This window comes from Enhygromyxa salina (assembly GCF_002994615.1).
Taxonomy (GTDB): domain Bacteria; phylum Myxococcota_A; class Polyangia; order Nannocystales; family Nannocystaceae; genus Plesiocystis; species Plesiocystis salina_A.
Genome location: NZ_PVNK01000163.1, coordinates 1 through 1550, shown reverse-complemented (window position 1 = coordinate 1550; position 1550 = coordinate 1). Strand labels below are relative to the sequence as shown.

At 75.1% G+C, this 1550-nt stretch carries 1 protein-coding gene; it reads left to right on the top strand.

The annotated features are described in order from the left end of the window. Positions 1-1550, top strand: a 1550-nt coding sequence (locus tag ENSA5_RS17725) for a methyltransferase domain-containing protein (protein WP_106392860.1), incomplete at both ends; no start/stop codon positions are given.

The following is a 1550-nucleotide window of genomic DNA, read 5'->3' as shown; positions in this document are numbered from 1 at the left end:
GCCTCGCCCTCGCCCCCGCCTCGCTCGAGCGCCTGCGCCAGTCGACCCGCGACGGCTTCGACGCGGCGTTCATCGCCCGCGCCGAAGCCATCGCGCCCAAGCAGCTCGACGGCGTCCGCCTGCCCCTGGTCCACGCGTGGCTGCGCTCGCTGGCGGAGCCCGCAGCGGTGTGGGCCCGGCTGTTCGCCTACCGCGACGGCGTCGAGCTCGACGCGGCGACCGAGGTCCTGGGCGCCGAGCTGATCGAAGCGCTGGGCGACGCCGGGGCGCTGCCCCTCACCGAGCAGACCCTGCGCTCGAGCCTGCGCCTGATGCCCTTCGCCGGCCTGCTCCTCGCCTCCGACGAGGTCGACGCACGCCACGATCCCGTCATGGGCCCGGGCGCGACGACCTTCGAGCTCCAACGTGCGATGGCCGTCGAGCCGGGCGCCCGGGTCCTCGACATCGGCTGCGGCGCGGGCTCGCTCGCGCTCGTGGCCGCGCGCGCGGGCGCGGCTGAGGCCATCGGCGTCGACCTCGACCCGCGCGCCGTGACCTACGCCCGCTTCAACGCCGCGCTCAACGGCATCGACAACGCGAGCTTCGCAGCCGGCGACCTCGCGGCCCCGGTCCGCGGGCAGCGCTTCGACCTCGTCGTCTCGCAGCCGCCCTTCGTCACCCAGCCGCCCTCGGTCACGACGACCACCTACCTCCACGGGGGTCACCGCGGCGACGAGCTCGCGCTGCGGATGTTGTCCGAGCTGCCCGCGCTGCTCGCCGAGCGCGGCCGCGCGCTGGTCCTGTTCGACACCGCCGACGACGACGCCCTGATGGATCGCGTGACCGGGGCGATCGGCGACGCCGCAGTCCAGACCCTGGCGATCACGGCGACGGGCCTCGGGGCCGACCTCCAGGCCCTCGGCTACGCCTCGACCTCGCACTCGGAGCTCGGACCCGACTACGCCGCGGCGGCGATCGCCTACCGCGAGCACCTCCGCGCGCTCGGCATCGAGCGGACCCGCCACGTGCTCGTGGCGCTCGAGCAGGTCGTCGATCCCGACGCCCCGCGCTTCGCCGCCCGCGTCGATCCACGAGGCGCCGCGCTCTACGACGCCGCCGCGCTGGCCGAGCTGCGCGAGGCCCTCAACGCCGCCGCCCGGCCCGACGCCGAGCTGCTCGAGCTCGCGGTCCGGCCCAGCCCCCACGCCTACTTCGTTCACGAGCGCTCGCTCGCGGGTACCCACGACGACCGCCTCCGCGTGCGCTTCGAGGGCGGCCGCGCGAGCGACCGCGAGCTGAGCGAGGCCGCGGCCGCGTTGGTGGAGATCCTCGCCCAGTCCCGCGACCTCGGCGAGGCCGTCGAACGCTACGCACAGGCGTGCGGGGCCGGTCCCGAGCAGGTCGCGAGCGCCGTCGCCCGCTTCGTCCGCGAGTCCCTCGTCAACGGGCTGCTAGAGCACCTCGACAAAGCCCGCGGCCGATGGCGACTCATCGTCTCCGATGTTGTCGACGTTCCCGTAGCCGAGGCGCCCGGCAGCGCCGTTGCCCCAGCACACAACCGAGTAGTCAGC